This is a genomic window from Photorhabdus caribbeanensis, assembly GCF_018448885.1.
Taxonomy (GTDB): domain Bacteria; phylum Pseudomonadota; class Gammaproteobacteria; order Enterobacterales; family Enterobacteriaceae; genus Photorhabdus; species Photorhabdus caribbeanensis.
Window position 1 is genome coordinate 117,452 of record NZ_RCWB01000010.1, and the last position, 24,041, is coordinate 141,492.

Consider the following 24,041-nt stretch of genomic DNA (forward strand, 5'->3'; position numbering starts at 1 on the left):
ATTTCACAAAAATAAAACAAGCGCTTCTCATAAGGTTGCACAAAGTTGCAACATGTCAGATATTATCATGCAATTTTAGATAAACCTTACCTATTAAGGAGCGAGGATGGGTAGTACAACAATGGGCGTGAAGCTTGATGAAGCAACGCGCGATCGCATTAAAGCTGCGGCACAACGGATTGACCGCACTCCACATTGGCTGATTAAACAAGCTATTTTTAATTACCTTGAACGTCTTGAAAATGATGAACAGATCGCTGAACTCTCTGCTAATCAAGATATTAAAGAAGAGAAGATCATCGCAGAAGAAACGGTACCAGATTCTGCTCACCAACCTTTCCTCGACTTCGCAGAACATATCCTGCCTCAATCAGTAAAACGTTCCGCAATTACTGCGGCCTATCGCCTGCCAGAAACACAGGCAGTTCCCATGTTGCTGCAACAGGCGCAATTGCCCGAAGATCAGGCACAAGCGACTCATAAGCTGGCTTACAGCATTGCAGAAAAATTGCGGAACCAGAAAAACAGCATTGGTCGTTCAGGTCTGGTTCAAGGGTTATTGCAGGAATTCTCGCTTTCATCTCAGGAAGGCGTTGCGCTAATGTGTCTTGCGGAAGCCTTGCTCCGTATTCCTGATAAAGCTACTCGCGACGCACTAATCCGCGACAAAATCAGTAACGGCAACTGGCATTCCCATCTGGGCCAAAGTTCATCCATGTTTGTCAATGCAGCAACCTGGGGGCTGCTGTTTACCGGCAAATTAGTTTCTACCCACAACGAAGCCAAACTCTCCAATTCGCTGAATCGCATTATCAGTAAGAGCGGCGAGCCATTAGTGCGTAAAGGCGTCGATATGGCAATGCGCCTGATGGGTGAACAGTTTGTCACCGGAGAAACCATCGCTCAAGCGCTGGCAAGTGCACGTAAGCTGGAAGAAAAAGGGTTCCGTTACTCCTATGACATGCTAGGTGAAGCCGCTTTAACTGAGGAAGATGCTCAGAATTATATGGTTTCCTATCAACAAGCGATTCATGCTATCGGGAAAGCATCTAACGGCCGCGGCATTTATGAAGGACCTGGAATTTCCATTAAGCTTTCTGCCCTGCACCCACGTTATAGCCGTGCTCAATATGAACGCGTCATGAACGAGCTATATCCACGCCTGCTTTCCCTGACATTGCAGGCACGCCAATATGATGTTGGTATCAATATTGATGCCGAAGAAGCAGATCGCTTGGAAATTTCTCTCGATTTGCTGGAGAAACTCTGTTTTGAACCACAACTGGCTGGCTGGAATGGCATTGGTTTCGTTATTCAGGCTTATCAGAAGCGCTGCCCCTTTGTTATCGATGCAGTCATTGACTTAGCACAACGCAGCCGCCGTCGGTTAATGGTGCGACTGGTAAAAGGCGCTTACTGGGATAGCGAAATTAAACGTGCTCAAATTGATGGATTGGAAGGTTATCCAGTTTACACCCGCAAAGTTTATACTGACGTTTCTTATCTGGCTTGCGCCCGTAAACTATTGTCAGTGCCTAATCTGATTTATCCTCAGTTCGCTACCCATAATGCCCATACTTTAGCTGCCGTTTATCATATGGCCGGACAAAACTATTATCCTGGGCAATATGAATTCCAGTGCCTGCATGGCATGGGAGAACCCTTGTATGAACAAGTGGTCGGGAAAATCGCTGATGGTAAATTAAACCGCCCATGCCGTATTTATGCGCCAGTAGGCACTCACGAAACATTGTTGGCTTATCTGGTCCGTCGCCTGTTGGAGAACGGCGCTAACACCTCTTTCGTCAACCGTATCGCCGATACCACATTACCACTGGATGAGCTGGTTGCCGATCCGGTGAACAAGGTTCAGAAGCTGGCCGAAACCGAAGGCCAAATCGGTCTTCCACATCCGAAAATTCCTCTGCCTCACAATCTGTATGGTAAAGATCGCGCAAACTCAGCCGGTCTGGATCTTGCCAACGAACATCGTCTGGCATCTCTTTCCAGTGCGCTATTAAGTTCTGCTACCGAAGTGCAGTATAGCGAGCCACTACTGGGCGGCAATTATCACCATCAAGGTGAGTTACCTGCCGCTAAACCAGTTATTAACCCGGCGGCGCCTTCGGATATTGTCGGCCATGTTCGTGAAACAACTGAACAGGAAGTCAGCCATGCGCTGGATGTCGCAACAGAAGCTGGCGCAATCTGGTTTGCGACGCCGCCATCAGAACGGGCTGCTATTCTGGTTCGTGCTGCGGAATTGATGGAAAACCAGATGCAACCGTTATTAGGCATTTTGGTTCGGGAAGCCGGCAAAACCTTTAATAATGCGATTGCTGAGGTACGCGAAGCAGTCGATTTTCTCTATTACTACGCGGGGCAAGTTCGCCATGATTTCGCTAATGATACTCATCGCCCTTTGGGGCCGGTTGTCTGTATCAGCCCGTGGAATTTCCCATTAGCCATTTTTACCGGGCAGATAGCGGCTGCATTGGCTGCCGGTAACAGTGTATTAGCAAAACCTGCGGAACAGACCCCATTAATTGCGGCAACAGCGGTCAAAATACTGCATCAAGCAGGTATTCCCCACGATGCATTGCAATTATTACCTGGCCGAGGTGAAACCATTGGTTCTCTTCTGGTAGGTGATGAGAGAGTACGAGGCGTGATGTTTACTGGCTCCACCGAAGTGGCAAGTCTATTACAACGTAACATTGCCGGACGACTTGATGCACAAGGGCGACCAACTCCTCTGATTGCCGAAACCGGTGGCCTGAACGCCATGATTGTCGACTCTTCCGCGCTGACAGAACAAGTTGTTACTGATGTGGTCGCCTCTGCTTTTGACAGTGCCGGTCAACGTTGCTCTGCTTTACGTATTCTCTGCATTCAAGATGATGTGGCAGAGAGAACCCTCACCATGCTGAAAGGCGCCATGTCTGAATGCCGGATGGGTAATCCTGAACGCCTGTCTACCGATATCGGCCCGGTCATTGATGCGGAAGCCAAAGCTGGCATTGATCGCCATATTCAAGCAATGCGTACCAAAGGACGCACGATTTATCAGGCAGCACAAGATAATGTGGTCGATAATCAAGAGTGGGATCAAGGCACTTTCGTTAAACCGACACTGATTGAATTAGAAAATTTCAATGAATTAAAGCAAGAGATTTTCGGCCCGGTTCTGCATGTTGTCCGTTTTAAACGTGACGAACTGGATCAATTGCTGGATCAAATTAATGACTCCAACTATGGTTTGACCCTTGGCGTCCATACCCGTATTGATGAAACGATTGCACAAGTTACCGCTAAAGCGAAAGTCGGCAATCTGTATGTTAACCGCAACATGGTAGGCGCTGTTGTTGGCGTGCAACCGTTCGGTGGTGAAGGCTTATCCGGTACCGGACCGAAAGCAGGCGGCCCACTCTATTTGTACCGTTTGCTCTCCTGCCGTCCTCAAAACGCGATCAACCAAACGTTGGAACGTCAAGATGCGGAATATCCACTGGATGCTAATGTCCGTTCAGCGCTGATGGCTCCTTTTGATGCATTAGCAGAATGGGCAACCAACCAGCACAACGAAGAGCTAAATCAGTTAGTTCAACAATATAAATTGCTGGCACAAGGCGGCACCACCCGTCTGTTGCCGGGGCCGACCGGCGAACGCAATACTTATACCCTGTTGCCTCGTGGTCAGGTGCTGTGTCTGGCGGATAATCAACAGGATACGTTGATCCAACTGGCAGCAACATTATCTGTGGGCTGTCAATTGCTATGGCAAAATGATGATCTACATCAGCAACTGTTTCGTCAATTGCCAGATAGCGTCCGTAAATCAATCAATTTGGTTCAGGACTGGCAGAGTGAAGATACGGTATTCGAAGCGGTTATTTACCACGGCGACTCTGATCAATTGCGTCAAGTTTGCGAACAAGTCGCTCAACGTAAAGGCGTTATCATCTCCGTACAAGGTTTTGCTCGTGGAGAAACTAATCTGCTGTTAGAACGTCTGCTACATGAACGCTCACTGAGCATTAACACCGCAGCGGCGGGGGGCAATGCCAGCCTGATGACTATCGGTTAATTTCGGTTGTAGCTAAGGGGAACTCATCAAAAAGGTGTTCCCCTTAGATTAACAATCAACCTCAAAACTCTGTTAATGCCCATTGAAATAGCGTAATCATTTACATCAATTTCCATCAGATATTTCTTTAGTCATTATTTCTTTAGTCATATAGTATTCATCTATCAGTTCACCATTTATAAATAGTGAGCCAGTTCTGATACCAGAAAAAATAAAACCTGATGACAAATACCGCTTCATTGCCAATGTGTTTTTTATTGCAACGGTTAATTCAAGTCTGCTAATTCCATTTTTCCGTGACCAATCTTGTGCTTTGTCGATTAGGGTTCTCGCTATGCCTTTGTTTCTATACTCCTTTTTTACTCCAAGAGCAATAGAACCCAAATGCCTGTTTCTATTGAATACTCCTCTAGAGATAACAATAAATCCAACAATGTTTTTGTTATCTTTGCATATTAACATCTGCCTGTCTTTTCCAAATCCTTTTATTATATCCTCCTGTTCTTCAACACTGGTTTTTCTTTCTCCCGGCTCAAGCAACATAAATTCCGATGTGTTATCCAAATCATTAAAAAAAACAATGAGATTGTTCGCGTCTTCTACGTTAACTTCTCTAAAAATAAATGCCTCTTTTTCCATAGCGAATACCATATTAATGAAATTAGCATATACCATATATTACTACATACAAAAATCAATAAGATTTCGAATGATATTGCGATAATTAGTGGTGAGGCGATTGAAAAAATAATGAGGTGAAAGAAATTGGTACCTATCGCGATATTTAAAAAATTGATTTCATCACTTATGTATTTTTAATTAATTGAAATAACAGAAAAAAAATCCTGTAATAAACAGGTAATTCACTATCCCATATAAACAAACAATTAAGCCTATTATCGTCGCTGTTATTAGAAACTAAGTGTAGTTTTTATTTTCATGTCTGAAAAATAAAAAGTATGCAGATATTCTCCGATCGAGATGATACTTCCTTTTATTTACCCAACATATAAATTCTTCTACACACCCCAGTGGGCGATTAAACCGGATTAATGAGGAAAATGAGTTGGCTCATGATTCATCATGAAAAAACAAACCCCGTTATTTTTAACGACCTTTGTCAGCAACGATCCGAGGGGAACACACCAAAATGTGTTCCCCCAAAATTAATCATCTCTTTGCTGTTTATATTTCCAGCTTAGTGACCGCCCTGTTGCCAGCTCAAATACTGTTCATACTTGCGCAAAGCAATGTTGTAGTTACTGAATGCCGACTGTGACAGCTTTTCACTCAGTTTTTCCTGAATTTTCTCTGTTGTGAACTCTTTTACAGGGTAATTGCTTGAAGTGAGCAATTCATCCAAACGTCGTAAACGAACCACATACTCACGAACAGTACTATGACTCATTTCAGTCTGTTCAAACAGGTACTGTTTGAACGACATGATGTCAAAATAATCTGTCTCGCTATTGCAATAAATCTCACTGCAAAAACGACATAACGCGACAAATTTATCTTGCAGCTCATCCCAGGTCTTGTCATCAATCAACTCCGTCATCTCGGAGATGGACTCTTTGTTGATCACTTGGCCATTAAAAACCAATGAGATACGGTCAAGAGCTTTGTGACAATGCAAGCAATGAGTTTGACTATGCTTGTAGTCTTTAATGTAACGGCTGAGCGGCCGTTTCTTTTGTGTTGTAACAGACATAAGAGATAAGCCCTGTGTGTAGTCTTAAACAAAAAACAAATAAGCAAAAAAGTTACTTTTCCGGATTTAAGCGTGCCCGCAAGCGTTTAATCGCCTGGCTGTGTAGCTGACTTATACGGGACTCCCCGACTTCAAGTACTGCGCCAATCTCTTTCAGATTAAGTTCTTCCTGATAATACAGCGTCAGAACCATTTTTTCTCGTTCAGGTAACGAATCAATAGCTTCAATTACCCGTTGACGAACGTCACTCTCCAGCAATTGTTGTAAGGGATTAGTTTCATGCCCCTCTTCAATGACAGGTTCACAGCTTTCACCATGAATTTCATGCCATTCGTCATACGAAAACAACTGACTGTTATTCGTATCTAACAGTATCTGCCGATATTCTACCAGATCAATCTTTAATTCTTTAGCAACTTCCTGCTCACTGGCTGGACGGCCTAAGTCTTGCTCAAGTTTACGGATGATTTGCGTCACTTCGCGCGCATTACGGCGCACGCTACGCGGAGCCCAATCACGGCTCCTTAACTCATCCAACATTGCACCTCTGATGCGTTGTACCGCATAAGTGGTAAACGCGGTTCCTTGTAAGGAATCAAAACGTTCCACCGCATTTAGTAAGCCGATTCCCCCGGCCTGAAGTAGATCATCCAGCTCCACACACGCGGGTAACCTAACTTGTAGCCTTAACGCTTCATGGCGAACTAATGGTACGTAGCGCTTCCAGAGGCTGTTTTTGTCCATCACGCCTTCGGCGGTATACAAATCGCTCACAACAACAGACACCTTTGGAAAAAGAGACTAACCATCATTATCCAATCCCCTAACAAGGGCAATCGTTTGAACAATGTAGTAAAAACACTTCTTTTTCACCTATGCGAAATTTATTGTCTGCCTAATAGTATCACAAATTTTAGGCTGTTCCTGATAAACTCCTAAAAAAGAAGGACCGGCGAGCCGATCCTTGATTTTATTTGGATTTTTATGTGAATCAGGTTCACATATTGCCCTAACTGAACGATTAACGCAGCAGAGACATTACATTCTGAGGCACTTGGTTAGCCTGAGCCAGAACCGCAGTACCCGCTTGTTGCAGAATTTGACCACGGCTCATATTAGACACTTCGGTCGCGTAGTCAGCATCTTCGATACGGCTACGAGCTGCGCTCAAGTTGTTAACGGTGTTGTTCAGGTTGTTAACGGTAGATTCCAGACGGTTCTGGATAGCACCCAAAGAACTGCGCAGGCTGTCAACTTTTGCCAGAGCCTTGTCTAAAGTTTCCAGAGGCTTTTCTGATGCTTTGGCAGTGATGTCATCACCTGCTGTTAATTTACCCTCTTTAGTAATAGTGGCTTTGAAATATTTTACTTTGCCATCTGTTTCGTCAGTACCTTTGACAACATAATTGCCAGGATCAACTTCACCTTTTTCATTAACGGCTTTATAGAATTCTACATTTTTCAGGTCCTTAACTTTAGCGTCGGCAGTATGATCGATGTTTTTCTTCCCACCTGCACCATCGTCAACCTGTGTAATTACTTCTCCGTGTGGAACTTCCTTAGAAACAGTGAATTTATTCAGTCCCAGAATCTCGCTGTCAATTTTTTCCAGATTAATTTCGATAACTTCGTTATCGTTAGCACCAACCTGAATAGTCATTTCGTTCTTTTCACTTAGAACATGAACACCGTTAAATTGAGTCTGTTTAGAAATACGATCAATTTCCTTTAAACGTTCAGTAACTTCTTCCTGGATAGATTTGGTATCACTCGCAGAGTTGGTTTCGTTTGTCGCCTGAACAGCCAGTTCACGAATACGTTGTAAGTTGGTGTTAATTTCGTTCAGCGCACCTTCGGTAGTCTGTGCAATAGAGATACCGTCGTTAGCGTTACGTGCTGCCTGAGTCAAACCTCTAACATTTGCAGTGAAACGGTTAGCGATCGCTTGACCAGCCGCGTCATCCTTCGCGCTGTTGATACGCAGGCCAGAAGACAGACGCTCAATAGCGCTACCCAAAGTACCCTGGGATCTATTCAGGTTATTCTGAGTCAGCTGGGAGAGGATGTTAGTTCCGATGACTTGTGCCATAGTTAGAGTTCCTTTTTAAAATCAAGTCGATATATAAGTTTGGGGTTTACCCACGGTGTTCATCACCGCCAACAGTTTTATCGGCGCCCCTCAAAGAACCTTTAATTTTTCTTGAAAAAACTTTTTCTTTTTTATCACGTTGCCCTGATAAGCCAAACAGCGTCGGTTCTTCACGACTATTCCTACCATAGAAAAATTATTTTTATTAGTAAACTTTTCCAAAAACTTACCGATAACCGGTTCAATAAAGCTTTACTAATAAAGGAGTCAATAAATGGCTGGTATTTCTTCATTAGGCGCCGGGTCGGGGCTAGATCTAACCTCTAAATTGAATGAGCTTCATGCAGCAGAACAAAAACGTTTAGTACCACTGACACAGCAACAAACCAGTTATAAAGGTAAGCTAACCGCTTTTGGTACATTAAAAAGTGGCTTGGAAAAACTAGAAACCGCGTCTGAATCACTGAAAAAATTCGATAAACTTAACACAACCACTGCCAGCGAAAAACATGATGCATTCGTTGCCAGTACTGATTCTAAAGCCAGCCCTGGTAACTACAGTATTGAAGTTAAACAATTGGCACAGGCACAATCATTACGGACAGAAAAGGTTAATAATATCAAAGAGCATATGGGTGAATCTTTGGGCGAAGGTAAAACCCGGACAATCACTATTACTCAGCCTGGTGAAAAAAAGCCGATGAAAATCGAGCTGACAGACGAACAAACATCCATCATTGAGATTCGTGATGCGATTGAGAAACAGGAAGGTAATGTCAGCGCCAATATTATTAAGGCCAAAGATGGCGAAAACTATTTAGTGCTGACGGCCAAAAAAGCAGGCACTGAATCGGTGATGACCATCACTGTTGAAGGTGATAACAAACTTAGCGAGTTTCTAAACTATCCGGGTACAACGAGTAAACTCACTCAAACCGTCGAAGCTAAGAATGCACTCTTAACAGTTAATAAAATCCCAATTGAACGTCAGACAAACCATATTACCGATGCGCCAGAAGGCGTTAAGCTAGATCTGAAAAAAACGACTGAGGATAAAGATAAACCAGGGGAACATAAGCCAGAAATACTGGTCATATCCCGTGATATTGAGCCGATGAAAGAGGCGATTAAAAAATGGGTTGATGCTTATAATGAATTACAAACGACATTTGATTCACTGACCAAATTTAAGCCAGTAAAACAGGGTGAAGAACCGTCGAAAGATAATGGCGCTTTATTAGGTGACAGTACATTACGCGGAATACAAAGCCAGCTAAGAAGCCAGATTTTCAGCTCTCAGGCGGCTAATGATATTCCAACCCTGAATAAGCTGGGCATTAAACAAAAGCCTGACGGTAAGCTGGAAATTGATAACGAAAAACTGGAAAAAAATCTAAAAGAAAAACCGGCTAATGTGAAAGCGTTCTTTATGGGTGACGGTAAAGAAACGGGTTTTGCCACTCAGACACATAAGCTATTAAAAGATGCTCTGGATAGCCATGAAGGTACCTTAGTTACCGCGACTAATGGTATTAACAAGCGTCTAAAAACCCTTGAGAAACAAGTAGACAGAACGAAAGAGAATATTAACCAAAAGATTGAACGTTATAAACGCCAATTTTCACAACTGGATAAAATGGTCTCTTCCTTGGGAAATACCAGTAACTTCCTATTACAGCAAATGAGATAATTAAAGGAAATTATGTATCAACGTTCGGCAAGTCAATTATATGCCCAGATAGATATGGAGAGCGAAATTATGAACGCCTCTCCCTATCAGTTGATTCAGATTTTGTTCAACGGGGCGCTTAGCGCCCTGCGTCGAGCAATTATTCTGATGGAACAAGGTAATATCGCGGAAAAAGGCGCAGCTATTTCCAAAGCGATCAATATCATCGATAATGGCCTCAAACAAGGGTTAGATAATGAAAAAGGTGGAGAGCTGGCACACAATCTAGCCTCCCTTTACGACTATATGACCCAACGTTTACTCCACGCTAATTTACGCAATGATGAGCCAGCCATTACCGAAGTAATAAAGTTACTCACCGAGATTTCAGACGCTTGGCGGCAAATTGGCCCTCATTACAACGCCAGTCAGGATATTGTTTAATGGATAATAAAATGGATCTTTTGTCAGCTTACCAACAGATCCTAAGTTTAAGTGAGCAAATGCTTAATTTAGCTAAAAATGAAAAATGGGATGAACTTGTTGATATGGAAATCACCTACCTTAAAGCAGTAGAAGTGATCAGCCACTCTTCAATATCATCGACGACTTCTCTTTCGTTACAGCAAAAAATGACCAACATTTTGCAGACAATTTTAGATAATGAAAATGAGATTAAAAAACTACTACAGAAAAGACTTGATGAATTAAGTAAACTCATCAAACAAACAAGCCAACAGCAATTATTAAATGATAGCTACGGCCAATTCCCTGTCGAACCCTATCATAATACCCTTATGAATTCTACGGAACAAAAGTAATTGAGAAATAAAGGTGATGTACTCTCATCACCATTATTTACCTGTTTTGTGAGCTTAGTTTAGGATGTCTTTAAAACCTTGTAGTATTCCGATCTACAAATCAGGATTGCCCTTCACATTCCCCCCATCGTAACTAATAGGTATTAATAAGCTGTTATATGTAGCTCTGTGATTTAAGTTGATTGTGAAAAATAAAAAGACCACGCAGGAGCGCAGCCTTGAATTTAGGGTGTAGATTTGAATTATTTATTCTTATGCATCACTCCAACTTAAGTAAAAACGCTTAGTTACACCTGTTTGCTTTATAATTCCGCCTAGTTTTTCAGTATCCACTTTATGTGGATTATTGGGCGGGTCATTGTTATATAAAACACCGGATGTGGAATTTGTTATATCTGTACTCCATTCTGGGCTTGTTCCAAGATTATAGGTTATATTGTCAACTTTGACATAAAGATTTTTCTTAAATAATTCTTTCACCTTTTGAGAATTAACTTCATCAAAGGATACAGAAAAATGAATATAACCTGGATTTTCAACAGTATGGAATATTAAAATATTTTTAATATCTGTCTTATTTTGGGTAATAGATAAAGTGCCTATGGGAGCGGCATTAGAGTCACTTATTTTATTTTCACTCAAATATCCATAATATCCAGCTTTTTCGCCAAACTCTGATTTAAGATCGAAAACCAACATATCATCTGACTCTGGTTCAAGCTTTACCTTATCTTCAAAAAAATTCCAATCACAAGCCATCATATCTTCTTGCGTTGGCTGCCACGGTACAAAGTTACCGTGCTCATTGCGTAGATCAATATGCGTCAAATAATCATATTTAGTGCCAACGGCGACACCATCAACAGCGTAAGCACTGCCTTCTTCCACTGTTAAATCATTCACACGAGGAACAATAGCCAAATACATCTTTTTATCGCGCCAAACAGAACGAGCGACAAGTTTGCGTAGTTTTAATTGAATCAAAGCCCAAGAAAAAGAACCAACCGGAGCGACAACACTATGACATTCATATTGCTTAGGATCAAACGGACATTCATTTTCAGGTTTCATAACTTCAGACATATTATTTCCTTATATCTATAAATAATTAAAAATTAAACCACATGATTTAACCTTTAATCTATTATTAAACATTCAGTAAATTTTTATGAATTAATGCAACCGGCATAAAACTAAGATTCAATTATAACAGGATATACCGCTCATTCTCCTTATCGTTTTTTGATACTTATCAATAAGTTAAAGTTAATCTCAGAAATTAGAGTTGAAAGTTATTATTCGAGACCGTGACACCTTAAATATTTTATTGACTATGAGTTTTACAACACTTAATTAAATCGCTAACTACAACAAGCATTCAACCAAAACATACGGTAAAGTTGCAAATTCAGTTAACCGCAATAAACACGGCTAAAAAACCAGATGATATGAACGCTCCGAGTTGGAAACTTCATCCGCTAAAAGGGGCTGATTATAACAAAATGGGCAGCGCTGAAATGTGGACAGAAATGCAATCTCAGTATGAGCTATGGATTGCCTCTCAACACAAAAGACTAGAAATAAAACCGATGGAACATCCTGTTTGCAGCGCCGCGGAATTTATCCACGACACTCGCGATCTCTCTTATTAGCGATAGACATCAATAGCTTAATATACCTACACCTGCATATTCATAATCTCCTGATAAGAAGCCACCAACTTATTTCTTACCTGGACGCCCATTTGCAAAGCGATACTGGATTTCTGCATCTCCACCATCACATCATTCAATTCAACACCGGGTACACCCAGGGTAAAATCCTGAGTTTGCTTTGTGGCATTCAAACGTGTTTGATTGATTTTACCCACAGCCGCCATCAGTTGACTGGCAAATCCGCTCTGCAACGGTATTGGTTTTGCGATACTGGCTGCCTGTAATGCCTGAGCTTGCATTTGTTGCAGCACGCCTTCAATTGCCTGAATTGACATAAAAACCTCGTGTTAAACCACCCTATACCCTACGCAATTCAATGCCATATTAACCCAAGGTAATATACGGCATATTTTTAGACTGCCACCCTAACATAGCCCTCTCGATCTAAAGCGGGTAATTAAAGTAAAAAGTCAGGGCTTATTGTGCCATTAAAAGATGAGTGAACAGCGAATAATGACAAAACTGAAAATAGGAAGAATTTTTTCGCTTGCGTATGGGGAGTCTGTTTTGTTACGCCACGCTTTTAGTATTCATGTTGAACAGCAAGGCAAGGATCGTCTATGAGTGCCGCAACAACCGACGTTGAAAATCAAACTAAAGGTTTCAGTGCTATCATTAACCAGATAAAAGCTGATCCTAAAGTGCCATTATTAGTTGCCGGCAGCGCAGCCGTTGCGATTGTCATTGCCCTTTTCCTGTGGTTACGCAGCCCCGATTATCGGGTGCTTTACAGTAATCTGAGCGATAAAGATGGTGGCGATATTGTCACCCAATTAACCCAATTAAATATCCCTTACCGTTTTGCCGAAAATGGCGCTGCGATCATGATCCCTGCCGAACAGGTGCATGAGACACGGCTAAGATTGGCACAACAAGGGTTGCCTAAGGGTGGAGCTGCTGGATTCGAACTACTCGATAAAGAAAAGTTTGGCATCAGCCAATTTAGTGAGCAAGTTAACTACCAAAGGGCATTGGAAGGTGAACTGTCACGCACCATTGAATCGTTGGGGCCGGTGCAAAATGCCCGTGTTCACTTAGCACTTCCCAAACCCTCGCTGTTTGTCCGTGAACAGAAATCGCCCTCAGCTTCCGTTACTGTCGGATTACTGCAAGGCCGTACTCTGGATGAAGGCCAGATAAACGCCATCGTCCATATGGTTTCCAGCAGTGTCGCTGGCTTACCACCGGGCAATGTCACCATCGTTGATCAGACCGGACGTCTATTGACCCAAGCCGATGCAACCGGGCGCGATCTCAATACCAGTCAACTGAAATACATTCAGGAAGTGGAAAATCGTTTCCAGCATCGTATCGAAGCGATTCTAACCCCGGTTGTCGGTCGTGGTAACGTTCACGCACAAGTGACGGCACAGGTGGATTTTTCACGCCGTGAAGAGACGGCGGAAGAATATAAGCCTAATCAACCCCCTAATCAGGCTGCGGTTCGCTCAAAACAGTTGAGTGAAAGCGAGCAGAGCGGCGGCCCTCAGGTTGGCGGTATTCCCGGTGCGCTTTCCAATCAACCTAGCCCGCCGCCGAGTGCGCCGATTGATAAACCGAATGCCAAAGAGAACAATAAAAGCGACAAGAGCGATAAGAAAACATCATCCGCCGGTAACAGTAATGAGCGCATGGTGAACAATAATCGCAATAACCGCCGTGACGAAACCACAAACTATGAAGTGGACCGGACTATTCGTCATGTGCAACAGCAAGCCGGCGGTGTTGAACGCTTATCCGTCGCCGTTGTCGTCAATTATGTCACGGTAGAAGGCAAAAACGGCCCGGAAACTCAGGCGCTAACCCCTGAGCAATTGGCAAAAATAGAAGCGCTGACCAGAGAAGCGATGGGCTTTTCTAAAGAGCGTGGCGACAGTTTGAATGTGGTTAACACGCCATTTACTGAAAGCAAAGAAAATATCGAGGTTATTCCTGTCTGGCAGAACCCGGTTCTGTTAGAAAAAGCCTTCGATTTTGGCCGCTACCTGCTATTGATTCTGGTGGCATGGCTGCTGTGGCGCAAAATGGTGGTTCCTCAACTTGCCAAAAAACGCGCCGCAGAAAAAGCCGCCCTCGAAGCACAAAAAGTTCAGAAGAGACAAGTGACTGAATCTAGTGCGGAAATGGATGAAAAAACGCGCCAGAAACTGACACGTCAACGAGTCAGTGCTGAAATTCAAAGCCAACGCATTCGCGAGCTGGCAGAAAAAGATCCTCGCGTAGTGGCGCTGGTGATCCGTCAATGGATGAGTAACGAACAATGAGCCTGAACGGAACAGAAAAAAGCGCCGTCATGTTAATGACCCTGGGAGAAGATCAGGCGGCCGAGGTGTTTAAACACCTGAACTCCAGGGAAGTCCAGCAACTCAGTATCACAATGGCAGGCATGCGCCAAATCTCTAACCAGCAACTGGTGGATGTATTGGCAGAGTTTGAAGAAGATGCCGGCCAGTATGCGGCCCTGAGTATCAACGCCAGTGACTATTTGCGTTCAGTGTTAATTAAAGCGCTAGGTGAAGAACGCGCTTCCAGTCTGCTTGAGGATATTCTCGAATCCCGTGAAACCACCACTGGTATTGAGACTCTCAACTTTATGGAGCCTCAAATGGCAGCCGATATGATCCGTGAAGAGCATCCACAGATTATCGCCACCATTCTGGTTCACTTAAATCGCGGACAGGCAGCCGATATCCTGGCGCTGTTTGATGACAAATTACGCAACGACATCATGCTACGTATTGCCACTTTCGGTGGCGTACAACCGGCGGCACTGGCTGAACTGACAGAAGTACTCAATAACCTGTTGGACGGCCAGAATCTCAAGCGCAGCAAAATGGGCGGTATTCGTACTGCGGCTGAAATTATCAACCTGATGAAAAGTCAGCAAGAAGAGAATGTTATCGAAGCCATGCGTGCCTACGATAATGAGCTGGCACAAAAAATCATCGATGAAATGTTCCTGTTCGAAAATCTTATCGATGTGGATGACCGCAGTATCCAGCGTCTGTTGCAGGAAATCACCACGGATTCCCTGCTCATTGCGCTGAAAGGCTGCAACCAGCAACTGCGTGATCATTTCCTCAACAATATGTCTCAACGTGCCGCAGAGATTATGCGCGATGACCTGGCAAACCGTGGTCCGGTGCGGATGTCGCAAGTGGAGAGCGAACAGAAAGCGATTCTGCTTATTGTTCGTCGTCTGGCAGAAAGCGGCGAGATTATCCTGAATGGTGGCGACGATAGCTATGTCTGATAAGTTAAACCATGCTGACTGGCAACCCTGGAAACCAAACGAACTCACACAGTGGGAAAAACTACGGGCCAAACCAGAGCCCGTTGATGACTCGCAAGAAGACTCGGAGCGTAATGAAATCCTTGAACAGGCGGCAATGCTGGATAACCTGAAAGAGCAGGCCCGACAAGCAGGCCATGAACAGGGATTTACCGAAGGTCAAGCACAAGGTTATGAAAAAGGCTATCAGGTCGGCTTAGAAGCCGGTTTGGAACAGGGACGAAAAGAGGCTATTCAGCAACAGCAACCTATCACCGAGCAGTGGCAAAATCTGCTAGCGGATTTCCAACATTCACTGGAAGGACTGGACACGATCATTGCCTCCCGCTTGATGCAACTAGCACTGACCGCCGCAAAGCAGATCTTAGGTCAGCCCGCGATCTGTGATGGCACTGCCCTGCTCAATCAGATCCGTGAATTTATTCAACAGGAACCGATGTTGAGCGGTAAACCCCAATTGCGGGTTCACCCACAAGATATGCCAATGGTTGAACAACAGCTAGGCAATACGCTATCACTACACGGTTGGCGCTTACTGGCAGATAACAAGCTACATCCTGGCGGTTGTAAAATCAGCGCAGAGGAAGGCGATTTAGATGCCAGTCTGGCAACCCGCTGGCATGAATTATGCCGACTGGCCGCGCCGGGGGAATTGTAATGACAGCAAGACTCGGGCGCTGGCTGGCGACACTGGATGCTTTTGAGAAGAAATTAGCGAAAACCTCGCCGGTTCGTCGTTATGGACGTCTGACCAGAGCGACTGGGCTGGTTATGGAAGCGACAGGTTTACATCTGCCTCTGGGGGCAACCTGTCTGATCGAGCGACAAAATGGCAGCAATATTGAAGAAGTTGAAAGTGAAGTTGTCGGTTTTAATGGCGAAAAACTTCTTCTCATGCCACTGGAAGATCTGGAAGGCATTGTACCCGGCGCCCGGGTATACGCCCGCCCATACAGTGAAGATTGTGGCAGTGGGCGCCAGTTACCCCTTGGCCCGGAACTGTTAGGACGAGTTTTGGATGGCGCCGGTCGTCCACTGGATGGGTTTCCTTCGCCAGATACCGGCTATCGCGCCCCACTCACCACACCGCCAATCAATCCTCTGCAACGTACGCCAATCAGTGATGTGTTGGATGTCGGCGTGCGGGCGATTAATGCCCTGCTGACTGTAGGCCGCGGGCAACGTATGGGGTTGTTTGCCGGTTCCGGGGTAGGTAAAAGTGTCCTGCTTGGCATGATGGCGCGTTATACACAAGCTGATGTGATTGTCGTCGGCTTGATCGGTGAACGTGGCCGAGAAGTTAAAGACTTTATTGAAAACATCCTTGGCGCCGCTGGCTTAGCTCGCTCAGTGGTTGTCGCCGCACCCGCCGATATCTCGCCGCTGTTGCGCATGCAAGGCGCCTCCTACGCCACCCGTATCGCCGAAGATTTTCGTGATCGAGGTAAACATGTATTACTGATTATGGATTCATTGACCCGTTACAGTATGGCGCAACGTGAAATTGCCCTGGCAATCGGCGAACCTCCGGCAACCAAAGGTTATCCGCCTTCGGTTTTCGCCAAACTGCCTGCGCTTGTGGAACGTGCAGGAAATGGGGTGAATGGCGGCGGTTCGATTACCGCGTTCTACACCGTACTCACCGAAGGTGATGACCAACAAGACCCGATAGCCGATGCTGCCCGAGCAATTCTGGATGGTCACATTGTCCTCTCCCGTTCGCTGGCAGAATCAGGGCATTACCCGGCCATTGATATTGAAGCCTCTATCAGTCGCGCGATGACCTCACTCATTGATAAGCAGCACTACCGGCGGGTACAGCAGTTCAAGCAACTACTCGCAAGCTATCAACGTAACCGTGATCTGATTAACGTCGGCGCTTACGCGGCAGGCAGTGATCCGCTATTGGATAAAGCCATTGAGCTCTATCCCTACATGGCCCAATTTCTACAGCAAGATATTGAAGAACGCAGTGAATATGAAGCTGCCTGCATTCAATTACAACAGTTGTTACCTACGTAACGTAACGATTTTCTGGGTGTTGCCATTAAAGCGAGGAATAAGATGCAGCAACAATCACCTCTCATGACCTTGCGTGACCTTGCACAAAATGCAGTGGAAAAAGCCGCCACTCACCTGGCACAAGTTCGTCAGAACCATCAGCAAATGGAGCAACAACTCGCGACATTGATGGGCTATCAGGATGAATACCGGGAGCGACTGAATGACACATTGAGTAATGGTATGCCATGCACCACTTGGCAAAATTATCAGCAATTCATGAAAACGCTGGAAAAAGCGATTGAACAGCACAAATTGCAGCTCAATCAATGGCAACAGCGGCTTGATACAGCTTTATCACAGTGGCGGGAAAAACAGCGGCGCCTCAACGCCTTCGATACTTTGCAACAACGGGCAGATAACAACCGAAGATTACATCAGAACAGAACGGAGCAGAAACAGATGGATGAGTATGCCCAACGTAGCGCACAATGGAGAAATAAATAATGAATCTCACTCTTTTGCCTGCCGACCTGAAACCGACAGAAAATCAGCCAACTCGTAGTGATTCACTTACTGATGCCGATCAGCTTTCGGCTTTTGCTCAGTTTCTTAATCTGGAAACCGAACTGGCGCAAAAAGGCGGGGTCAAATCAGAAAAAATGTCATCCAAAGAAGAAGAGATTACAGATGATACAGACAACGGTTTGTCGCCACTATTATCTATCTCCAACGAACTATCTATTTCCAATGAACCATCTATTCCACATGAAATACCAACGGAGTCTATTACCTCCTCGCAGATTCCCCTTGATGTAAAAGCCGATGCAAACAAACAACCGGTTTCCATTGATGAGAAACTTATGTCAGCAGAAGAACTGGCGGCAAGTTTACCCATACAATTATCCGGGTTAGCTATCAAACCTGAAAACTCGAAAAGTGGCCTCCAACCTGACGGGCTCATCAAACATAATGATAAAAACCGTCAAATTAGCGCTAACGAATTAGTCGCTACGGGATTATCGACTGAGGAAAACCCTCTGACAGCGATTCCAGAACAGCTAAAACAGGAAGCAGAAAAAGCGGAAATGCTTCTTAAAGCCAAACCTGAAAATGGACTGGTGCAACATTCGCCAGTAAAACCCAAGCTTGCCTCAGCAGCTATTCAACACGGTATTCAACCTGAAAGTGCAACGCAAAATCATCTACGCGAATCCGCACTGATTCAGACCACCGCTCAAGCTGAGATCCAGCACGCACCAACCGCCACTGAAAATCAGCAAATCGCCACTGTAACAACCTCTCCCCTGCTCTCCGCAGGACACAACCAAACAGCCCAGTTTCAGTTATCCAGTGCCTCTACCCCCTTACTGAATGTCCAGTTGGGTAGTGAAGAGTGGCAACAGCAATTAAACCAGCAAATTATTTTATTTAACCGCAACGGCCTGCAACAGGCAGAGTTGCGCCTGCATCCACAGGAGCTAGGCGCCTTGCAAATCCGTATGTCGGTTGAAGATAATCAAGCGCAATTACATCTGGCATCGGCTCACAGCCATGTCCGGGCGGCACTGGAAGCCGCATTACCTGGACTTCGCCACGCACTGGCAGAAAGTGGTATTCAACTGACCCAAAGCAGTGTCAGCAGTGACAACGCCAGTCCGTGGCAACAAGAACAACGCTCTGATTCACAACATTCAGGCGGAACCGCAAGCCGCAATGCTGATACCGCCTCAGAAACCCATTCCGCCATTGAATCCACCGTACGTTTAACCCCTCATCAACTGGCATCGGTTCGGGGAGGTGTGGATATTTTCGCCTGATAGTGGAAAGTATTTGTACGAACTATATCCAATAGGTTTCAAGATCCAATAAATTTCAAGTTGCAGCATGGCGGCAAGTGAACGAATCCCCAGCAGCATCAATAACTATGTTACTGGGTGACTAAATGGCTGAGGTAAGTGAAAGCAGCCGACAAAACAGCAACTTGAAAGATAACGGGTATAAACCAGATTCACAACAAACGAACGAGTTAGTAGTTTTTTCCCCGTTTGTTCCAGCTATTGCCTACGGAAATACGCGGGATAATGATCATCGATATTGATGGATAAGTCAGTCCGCCACGGAACGCGAGGGCGCTTATCCGCAACAAAAACAGGAACTTGTCTGTCCATGTCTGACTATAGCTACGAGCATAAACGCAAAAACCCATTTGGGATGATACTGTTAGTACTGATTGCCGTTATTGGCGCCGCCATCGGGGGATACAGTTGGTGGGCGCTTAAGCAGGCAAAAGAGAGTGATTCTACAGCATCCAAAGCCATAGAAGTCCCTGTCTTTATGACTCTGGAGCCTTTTACCGTCAACCTGATCGACAATGAAGATCACTTTGACCGAGTGCTCTACATTGGCGTGACTTTACGTTTAGCCGATGAAAAAACTCGCCAGCGTTTCCACGAGTATCTGCCGGAAGTTCGTAGTCGTATGTTGTTACTGCTATCACGCCAGAAATCGGCCGAACTGGCTCATGACAGCGGTAAATTGCGTCTGATGGACGACATCAAGCAAACACTTCTCCCAACCTTGGTGCCCGGTGAGCCGGATCAGGTCATCACCGATGTGCTGTTTACCACGTTTATTCTGCGATAATCACCATGAGTGACAATATTCTTTCACAGGCAGAGATTGATGCTCTGCTCAATGGCGACAGCGCCAGTGACGATGCAGAAAATACCGCGTCCGGGGAAAATGAGGTTCGCCCTTATGATCCCAATACCCAACGCCGTGTTATTCGGGAACGTCTGCAAGCACTGGAAATTATTAATGAACGCTTTGCCCGTCAGTTCAGGATGGGGTTGTTTAACATGCTGCGCCGTAGTCCTGACATTACCGTCGGCGCCATAAAAATTCAGCCTTATCATGAATTCGCCCGTAACCTGGCGGTACCGACCAACCTTAATCTGGTTCATCTAAAACCGTTGAGAGGAACAGCGCTGTTTGCATTCGCACCAAGCCTGGTTTACATCGCGGTAGACAACCTGTTTGGCGGGGACGGACGTTTCCCGACCAAAGTAGAAGGCCGTGAATTCACCCACACTGAGCAACGCGTGATTAACCGGATGTTACGTATGGCGCTGGATTCCTATCGTGACGCCTGGAGCGCCATTTTCAAAATTGAAGTGGAATATATTCGCTCTGAAATGCAGGTGAAATTCACCAACATTACGACATCACCGAACGATATTGTGGTGACAACGCCGTTCCAAGTGGAAATTGGTGCATTGAGTGGTGAATTTAACATCTGTATTCCGTTTGCCATGATCGAACCCCTACGGGAACGTCTAACCAATCCACCGCTGGACAATGTGCGGCAAGAAGACAGCCTGTGGCGGGAAAGTCTGGTAAAACAGGTTCAGCATTCAGAACTGGAATTGGTCGCTAACTTTGCTGATATCCCGCTGAGGCTGTCAAAAATCCTGCAACTTCAGCCGGGCGATATCTTACCTATTGATAAACCCGAACGCCTGATCGTTCACGTCGATGGTGTGCCGGTGCTCACCAGTCAGTACGGAACATTAAACGGGCAATATGCCCTGCGTGTCGAACATCTTATTAACCCTGTTTTAAATGCTCTGGATGAGGAACAGCCCAATGAGTGATGCTAAGCAACCCACAGATACCGCTGCAACCGGATCTGCCGAAGATATGTGGGCAGAAGCTCTGGAACAACAGGCCGCGCAACAACAAACCTCGGACAGCAGCGCGGCAATATTTGAATCTCTGGAGCCTCAGGATACACTGGCCCACTTATCGGATATCGACCTGATCCTGGATATTCCGGTCAAATTATCCGTAGAATTAGGCCGGACAAAAATGACCATCAAACAACTACTGAGATTATCTCAAGGTTCAGTAGTTTCCCTTGATGGCCTTGCCGGGGAGCCGTTGGATATTTTAATCAATGGATATCTGATTGCTCAGGGTGAAGTTGTGGTTGTATCCGACAAATACGGTATCCGTATCACCGATATTATCACCCCTTCTGAACGTATGCGTCGCCTGAGTCGTTAATATGGCTTTTCAGCCCTCTCTGCATAATGGCGCGGCACAACCTGCCGCGCAAACCCAAACGGTTACTCAAGTCGCCACATCCGCGCCACTTCCCGCAGGTCAGACGCTGATGCAGGTCAGCAGCGCACTGGCGGGAGTGTTGCTGTTAATCTTCACCCTCACTTGGCTAATACGCCGCATGGGGCTGTTTGCCAATAAAGGGAAAACTCAGCAACAATTGAGTATCAAAGCCAGTTGTTCTCTGGGACAGCGTGAACGTGTCGTCATTGTAGAAGTTGAAGATAACTGGCTGGTACTGGGTGTCACTGCTCAGCAAATTAATTTATTACATCAGATGCCAATACCTGAATCCGACCGTAATACCACCGAAGGACAAGTTATAAAACCGGCACTGTTTGGTCAGATTTTAAAAAACACGCTGATGCGACAAGGCAAGAATGATGAGAAAAAGTAGTTCTCTCTTTATGACAAGGGATAAGTTTGCATTGTCATGCCGCCTGGGGATGATACTCGCTGCGCTTATTTTACCGCTGGATGCCGCGGCACAGTTGCCGGGCATCATCAGTCAACCGCTGGCAAACGGCGGACAAAGCTGGTCACTACCAGTTCAGACGTTAGTTTTCATCACCGCGCTGACTTTTATTCCCGCAGCCTTACTCATGATGACCAGTTTTACCCGCATCATCATCGTATTGGGTTTACTGCGGAATGCTTTAGGCACGCCATCGGCGCCGCCTAATCAGGTTTTACTTGGGCTGGCGCTATTTATGACGTTTTTCATTATGTCACCGGTTTTCGATAAAGTTTATCAAGATGCGTATCTGCCTTTCAGCGAAGATAAAATTAGTTTGGAAACCGCGTTAGAAAATGGCGCTAAACCATTACGGCAATTTATGTTGCGTCAGACAAGGGAAAACGATTTAGCGCTGTTTGCTCGTCTTGCTGATCAGCCGCCATTTGAAACTGCCGATTCTGTTCCTATGCGAGTATTAATGCCGGCATTTATCACCAGCGAATTGAAAACCGCTTTTCAGATTGGTTTTACGCTGTTTATCCCATTTTTGATTATTGACCTGGTGGTCGCCAGCGTATTAATGGCATTGGGGATGATGATGGTGCCCCCCGCCACCATCTCACTGCCCTTCAAACTCATGTTATTTGTACTGGTTGACGGCTGGCAATTACTACTGGGTTCTCTGGCACAAAGTTTTTACGGTTGACCTGAAAAGAGGCAAACATTATGACTCCTGAATCAGTCATGGCATTGGGAACAGAAGCCATGAAAGTCGCGCTGGCGCTGGCTGCGCCGTTGCTATTAGCGGCTTTATTATGTGGTTTAATTGTGAGCTTGTTGCAAGCGGCAACACAGGTTAACGAAATGACACTCTCATTTATTCCCAAAATTCTGGCGGTATTTGTCACTACCGTTATCGCCGGACCTTGGATGCTAAACCTATTTCTGGACTACATGCGTGAACTCTACAGCAGCATCCCTGTGATAATTGGCTAATTATGATCTCTTTTAACAGTGAAATGCTGATCCAGTTCGTCAGTGAATTTTTCTGGCCGCTGGTTCGGGTGCTTGCGCTGTTCAGTACTGCGCCATTATTCAGTGAAAAACAGGCGCCTAAGAAAGTCAAAATTGGACTAGCAGTGATGGTAACACTGCTATTGATGCCAAACCTGCAACCTGCGCAAGTGCCTATTTTCTCGGTTGCGGCATTCTGGGTGACGCTCCAGCAAATCCTGATTGGGGCGTCACTTGGCCTGACAATGCAAATTGCCTTTGCCGCAGTGCGTCATGCCGGTGAAGTGATTGGTTTACAAATGGGGCTCTCATTCGCTACTTTTTTTGATCCCTCCGGCGGCCCCAATATGCCTATATTGGCACGAATCTTTAACCTCTTAACTTTACTGTTATTTTTGGCTTTTGACGGTCATCTATGGCTATTATCGGTTCTGGCAGACACATTCCAGATTCTTCCGGTACAACCACTGCAACTCAACGCTCAAGGGTTTTTACTGCTAGCACAAAGCGCCAGTATGATATTTATCAACGGCATGATGCTGGCTCTGCCATTAATTACGCTGTTATTAACACTGAATTTATCATTGGGGATTTTAAACCGGATGACACCACAACTTTCCATCTTTGTGGTCGGTTTTCCGTTAACACTGACTACCGGTATATTGGTACTCACGCTCTTAATCCCGATGTTAGCGCCATTTACCGAGCGTATGTTTAGTGAATTATTTAATCGACTGGCAATAATCATAAATGGAATGATTATTTAAAGATATTTTTTAACACAAAGTTTACCTAGAAAAAACCATCCGTATTTTATACGATATAAATTGCACTGTTTTATGCTATAAGATCTTATCGATAAGTAAAAGAAACGCGGGTTTTAATTAACCCGAATTCTGGATAAGAAATTGACATGAAGCCTGTTCCAGGAACAATGTTTTGGTGCACGCCGAAACAGCTCCGGGGAGGAACAGGCTATGAACAAGTTAGTTGAAATTTTCTGCGATGTCGATGATTTTTGCCGCTTCTTTATTCCTCAATGGGAATTATTTTGTTTCG

Annotated in this window: 25 protein-coding genes; 19 read left to right on the plus strand and 6 right to left on the minus strand. The window is 45.0% G+C overall.

The window, feature by feature from the left end; translation table 11 throughout:
• Positions 1–106: 106 nt before the first annotated feature.
• Positions 107–4,087, plus strand: coding sequence for a trifunctional transcriptional regulator/proline dehydrogenase/L-glutamate gamma-semialdehyde dehydrogenase (gene putA / locus EAE90_RS09295; RefSeq protein WP_214053263.1), 3,981 nt, complete (start codon positions 107–109; stop codon positions 4,085–4,087).
• A 105-nt stretch (positions 4,088–4,192) separates the two neighbouring features.
• Here putA and EAE90_RS09300 read toward each other — a convergent pair whose 3' ends face one another.
• From EAE90_RS09300 to EAE90_RS09315, 4 genes are all read right to left on the minus strand, one after another.
• Positions 4,193–4,726, minus strand: coding sequence for a GNAT family N-acetyltransferase (locus EAE90_RS09300; RefSeq protein WP_214053264.1), 534 nt, complete (start codon positions 4,724–4,726; stop codon positions 4,193–4,195).
• Between the two features lie 559 nt (positions 4,727–5,285).
• Positions 5,286–5,798, minus strand: a complete 513-nt coding sequence (gene fliZ / locus EAE90_RS09305) for a flagella biosynthesis regulatory protein FliZ (RefSeq protein WP_011146218.1) — start codon at positions 5,796–5,798, stop codon at positions 5,286–5,288.
• Between the two features lie 52 nt (positions 5,799–5,850).
• Entirely contained in the window at positions 5,851–6,573 is a 723-nt protein-coding gene (locus EAE90_RS09310; protein ID WP_036775524.1) for an RNA polymerase sigma factor FliA, read from the minus strand.
• A gap of 247 nt (positions 6,574–6,820) precedes the next feature.
• Positions 6,821–7,888 (minus strand): flagellin FliC, encoded by a 1,068-nt coding sequence (locus tag EAE90_RS09315; protein ID WP_036775503.1) that lies wholly within the window; start codon positions 7,886–7,888, stop codon positions 6,821–6,823.
• A gap of 274 nt (positions 7,889–8,162) precedes the next feature.
• Between EAE90_RS09315 and fliD the strand changes: the two genes are divergently transcribed.
• From fliD to fliT, 3 genes are read left to right on the plus strand one after another with little or no spacing between them, the layout of a single operon-like run.
• The gene (fliD, locus tag EAE90_RS09320; protein ID WP_214053265.1) at positions 8,163–9,578 is read left to right on the plus strand and encodes a flagellar filament capping protein FliD; all 1,416 of its coding nucleotides are present in this window, start codon (positions 8,163–8,165) and stop codon (positions 9,576–9,578) included.
• A 12-nt stretch (positions 9,579–9,590) separates the two neighbouring features.
• Positions 9,591–10,001, plus strand: a complete 411-nt coding sequence (fliS, locus tag EAE90_RS09325) for a flagellar export chaperone FliS (RefSeq protein WP_036807537.1) — start codon at positions 9,591–9,593, stop codon at positions 9,999–10,001.
• On the plus strand, positions 10,001–10,378 hold the full coding sequence (gene fliT, locus EAE90_RS09330; protein WP_036775506.1) for a flagella biosynthesis regulatory protein FliT: 378 nt from the start codon (positions 10,001–10,003) through the stop codon (positions 10,376–10,378). The genes fliS and fliT overlap by 1 nt, the downstream gene beginning before the upstream one ends.
• Positions 10,379–10,630: 252 nt before the next feature.
• Here fliT and EAE90_RS09335 read toward each other — a convergent pair whose 3' ends face one another.
• Positions 10,631–11,461, minus strand: coding sequence for a DUF2829 domain-containing protein (locus EAE90_RS09335; RefSeq protein WP_214053266.1), 831 nt, complete (start codon positions 11,459–11,461; stop codon positions 10,631–10,633).
• A 365-nt stretch (positions 11,462–11,826) separates the two neighbouring features.
• Here EAE90_RS09335 and EAE90_RS09340 point away from each other — a divergent pair, with 365 nt between their 5' ends.
• The gene (locus tag EAE90_RS09340; protein WP_422615985.1) at positions 11,827–12,030 is read left to right on the plus strand and encodes a helix-turn-helix domain-containing protein; all 204 of its coding nucleotides are present in this window, start codon (positions 11,827–11,829) and stop codon (positions 12,028–12,030) included.
• 26 nt (positions 12,031–12,056) lie between these two features.
• Here EAE90_RS09340 and fliE read toward each other — a convergent pair whose 3' ends face one another.
• The gene (gene fliE / locus EAE90_RS09345) at positions 12,057–12,368 is read right to left on the minus strand and encodes a flagellar hook-basal body complex protein FliE (protein ID WP_036783271.1); all 312 of its coding nucleotides are present in this window, start codon (positions 12,366–12,368) and stop codon (positions 12,057–12,059) included.
• A 285-nt stretch (positions 12,369–12,653) separates the two neighbouring features.
• On the opposite strand from fliE, the gene fliF reads away from it, so the two are divergent.
• The 14 genes from fliF (at position 12,654) to fliR (ending at position 23,749) form a co-directional block, all read left to right on the plus strand.
• On the plus strand, positions 12,654–14,357 hold the full coding sequence (fliF, locus tag EAE90_RS09350) for a flagellar basal-body MS-ring/collar protein FliF (RefSeq protein ID WP_036783274.1): 1,704 nt from the start codon (positions 12,654–12,656) through the stop codon (positions 14,355–14,357).
• On the plus strand, positions 14,354–15,346 hold the full coding sequence (gene fliG / locus EAE90_RS09355) for a flagellar motor switch protein FliG (RefSeq protein ID WP_036783277.1): 993 nt from the start codon (positions 14,354–14,356) through the stop codon (positions 15,344–15,346). Before fliF ends, fliG begins: the two co-directional genes overlap by 4 nt.
• Positions 15,339–16,043 (plus strand): flagellar assembly protein FliH, encoded by a 705-nt coding sequence (gene fliH / locus EAE90_RS09360; RefSeq protein ID WP_214053267.1) that lies wholly within the window; start codon positions 15,339–15,341, stop codon positions 16,041–16,043. The genes fliG and fliH overlap by 8 nt, the downstream gene beginning before the upstream one ends.
• A complete protein-coding gene (gene fliI / locus EAE90_RS09365) occupies positions 16,043–17,407 on the plus strand; it encodes a flagellar protein export ATPase FliI (RefSeq protein WP_036783283.1) in 1,365 nt (454 codons plus the stop codon). The genes fliH and fliI overlap by 1 nt, the downstream gene beginning before the upstream one ends.
• A gap of 42 nt (positions 17,408–17,449) precedes the next feature.
• Positions 17,450–17,893, plus strand: a complete 444-nt coding sequence (gene fliJ / locus EAE90_RS09370) for a flagellar export protein FliJ (protein WP_214053268.1) — start codon at positions 17,450–17,452, stop codon at positions 17,891–17,893.
• On the plus strand, positions 17,893–19,206 hold the full coding sequence (locus tag EAE90_RS09375; RefSeq protein ID WP_214053269.1) for a flagellar hook-length control protein FliK: 1,314 nt from the start codon (positions 17,893–17,895) through the stop codon (positions 19,204–19,206). Before fliJ ends, EAE90_RS09375 begins: the two co-directional genes overlap by 1 nt.
• A 125-nt stretch (positions 19,207–19,331) precedes the next feature.
• Positions 19,332–19,487, plus strand: a complete 156-nt coding sequence (locus tag EAE90_RS09380) for a hypothetical protein (protein WP_160170027.1) — start codon at positions 19,332–19,334, stop codon at positions 19,485–19,487.
• Between the two features lie 68 nt (positions 19,488–19,555).
• Positions 19,556–20,032 carry a flagellar basal body-associated protein FliL gene (gene fliL, locus EAE90_RS09385; protein WP_036783291.1) on the plus strand — a complete coding sequence of 159 codons (477 nt, stop codon included), beginning with the start codon at positions 19,556–19,558 and terminating at the stop codon, positions 20,030–20,032.
• 5 nt (positions 20,033–20,037) lie between these two features.
• Positions 20,038–21,042, plus strand: coding sequence for a flagellar motor switch protein FliM (fliM, locus tag EAE90_RS09390; RefSeq protein WP_036783293.1), 1,005 nt, complete (start codon positions 20,038–20,040; stop codon positions 21,040–21,042).
• Positions 21,035–21,454: a flagellar motor switch protein FliN gene (gene fliN, locus EAE90_RS09395; protein ID WP_036807499.1), complete on the plus strand. Its 420-nt coding sequence runs from the start codon at positions 21,035–21,037 to the stop codon at positions 21,452–21,454. Before fliM ends, fliN begins: the two co-directional genes overlap by 8 nt.
• Position 21,455: 1 nt before the next feature.
• Positions 21,456–21,908 carry a flagellar biosynthetic protein FliO gene (gene fliO, locus EAE90_RS09400; protein WP_246550548.1) on the plus strand — a complete coding sequence of 151 codons (453 nt, stop codon included), beginning with the start codon at positions 21,456–21,458 and terminating at the stop codon, positions 21,906–21,908.
• Between the two features lie 49 nt (positions 21,909–21,957).
• A complete protein-coding gene (fliP, locus tag EAE90_RS09405) occupies positions 21,958–22,674 on the plus strand; it encodes a flagellar type III secretion system pore protein FliP (protein ID WP_214053280.1) in 717 nt (238 codons plus the stop codon).
• Positions 22,675–22,694: 20 nt separating this feature from the next.
• Positions 22,695–22,964, plus strand: a complete 270-nt coding sequence (fliQ, locus tag EAE90_RS09410; protein WP_011146199.1) for a flagellar biosynthesis protein FliQ — start codon at positions 22,695–22,697, stop codon at positions 22,962–22,964.
• Positions 22,965–22,966: 2 nt separating this feature from the next.
• Positions 22,967–23,749: a flagellar biosynthetic protein FliR gene (gene fliR, locus EAE90_RS09415; RefSeq protein ID WP_214053270.1), complete on the plus strand. Its 783-nt coding sequence runs from the start codon at positions 22,967–22,969 to the stop codon at positions 23,747–23,749.
• The last annotated feature ends 292 nt before the right edge of the window (positions 23,750–24,041 follow it).

Excerpts from the sequence above, each read along its gene's own strand:
- putA (WP_214053263.1), top strand. The coding sequence starts at position 107 with ATGGGTAGTACAACAATGGGCGTGAAGCTTGATGAAGCAACGCGCGAT.
- EAE90_RS09300 (WP_214053264.1), bottom strand. The coding sequence starts at position 4,726 with ATGGAAAAAGAGGCATTTATTTTTAGAGAAGTTAACGTAGAAGACGCG.
- fliZ (WP_011146218.1), bottom strand. The coding sequence starts at position 5,798 with ATGTCTGTTACAACACAAAAGAAACGGCCGCTCAGCCGTTACATTAAA.
- EAE90_RS09315 (WP_036775503.1), bottom strand. The coding sequence starts at position 7,888 with ATGGCACAAGTCATCGGAACTAACATCCTCTCCCAGCTGACTCAGAAT.
- fliD (WP_214053265.1), top strand. The coding sequence starts at position 8,163 with ATGGCTGGTATTTCTTCATTAGGCGCCGGGTCGGGGCTAGATCTAACC.
- fliS (WP_036807537.1), top strand. The coding sequence starts at position 9,591 with ATGTATCAACGTTCGGCAAGTCAATTATATGCCCAGATAGATATGGAG.
- fliT (WP_036775506.1), top strand. The coding sequence starts at position 10,001 with ATGGATAATAAAATGGATCTTTTGTCAGCTTACCAACAGATCCTAAGT.
- EAE90_RS09335 (WP_214053266.1), bottom strand. The coding sequence starts at position 11,461 with ATGTCTGAAGTTATGAAACCTGAAAATGAATGTCCGTTTGATCCTAAG.
- EAE90_RS09340 (WP_422615985.1), top strand. The coding sequence starts at position 11,827 with ATGAACGCTCCGAGTTGGAAACTTCATCCGCTAAAAGGGGCTGATTAT.
- fliE (WP_036783271.1), bottom strand. The coding sequence starts at position 12,368 with ATGTCAATTCAGGCAATTGAAGGCGTGCTGCAACAAATGCAAGCTCAG.
- fliF (WP_036783274.1), top strand. The coding sequence starts at position 12,654 with ATGAGTGCCGCAACAACCGACGTTGAAAATCAAACTAAAGGTTTCAGT.
- fliG (WP_036783277.1), top strand. The coding sequence starts at position 14,354 with ATGAGCCTGAACGGAACAGAAAAAAGCGCCGTCATGTTAATGACCCTG.
- fliH (WP_214053267.1), top strand. The coding sequence starts at position 15,339 with ATGTCTGATAAGTTAAACCATGCTGACTGGCAACCCTGGAAACCAAAC.
- fliI (WP_036783283.1), top strand. The coding sequence starts at position 16,043 with ATGACAGCAAGACTCGGGCGCTGGCTGGCGACACTGGATGCTTTTGAG.
- fliJ (WP_214053268.1), top strand. The coding sequence starts at position 17,450 with ATGCAGCAACAATCACCTCTCATGACCTTGCGTGACCTTGCACAAAAT.
- EAE90_RS09375 (WP_214053269.1), top strand. The coding sequence starts at position 17,893 with ATGAATCTCACTCTTTTGCCTGCCGACCTGAAACCGACAGAAAATCAG.
- EAE90_RS09380 (WP_160170027.1), top strand. The coding sequence starts at position 19,332 with ATGGCTGAGGTAAGTGAAAGCAGCCGACAAAACAGCAACTTGAAAGAT.
- fliL (WP_036783291.1), top strand. The coding sequence starts at position 19,556 with ATGTCTGACTATAGCTACGAGCATAAACGCAAAAACCCATTTGGGATG.
- fliM (WP_036783293.1), top strand. The coding sequence starts at position 20,038 with ATGAGTGACAATATTCTTTCACAGGCAGAGATTGATGCTCTGCTCAAT.
- fliN (WP_036807499.1), top strand. The coding sequence starts at position 21,035 with ATGAGTGATGCTAAGCAACCCACAGATACCGCTGCAACCGGATCTGCC.
- fliO (WP_246550548.1), top strand. The coding sequence starts at position 21,456 with ATGGCTTTTCAGCCCTCTCTGCATAATGGCGCGGCACAACCTGCCGCG.
- fliP (WP_214053280.1), top strand. The coding sequence starts at position 21,958 with ATGATACTCGCTGCGCTTATTTTACCGCTGGATGCCGCGGCACAGTTG.
- fliQ (WP_011146199.1), top strand. The coding sequence starts at position 22,695 with ATGACTCCTGAATCAGTCATGGCATTGGGAACAGAAGCCATGAAAGTC.
- fliR (WP_214053270.1), top strand. The coding sequence starts at position 22,967 with ATGATCTCTTTTAACAGTGAAATGCTGATCCAGTTCGTCAGTGAATTT.